The 272-nt window shown below is 51.1% G+C and carries 1 protein-coding gene; it reads left to right on the top strand.

What is annotated here, in order from left to right; genetic code table 11:
• Positions 1-272 (top strand): CHAT domain-containing protein (locus tag AC0QHF_RS00165; RefSeq protein WP_324702174.1); only part of this gene is annotated, 272 nt, incomplete at both ends.

Raw genomic sequence — 272 nt, 5'->3', positions numbered from 1 at the left:
CGCCTCGAATATACCCGCACGGAAGCGGAAACCATTTTGGGGTTGGTTCCGGAAACCGAAAGCACCGCCGCCTTCGATTTCGACGCCAATTTGGAGGCGATTCTCAACTCCGAAGAATTGCAAAATTATCAAATTATTCACTTCGCCACCCACGGCCTCGCCAACGGCCGCAATCCGGCGCTGTCGGGGCTGGTTTTTTCTCTGATTGACGAAGGGGGAAATTGGCAAAACGGCTATTTGCGGTTGAACGATATTTTCAACTTGAATTTGCC

This window comes from Lyngbya sp. CCY1209, from assembly GCF_055795065.1.
This window is presented reverse-complemented; position numbering and strand designations above follow the sequence as displayed.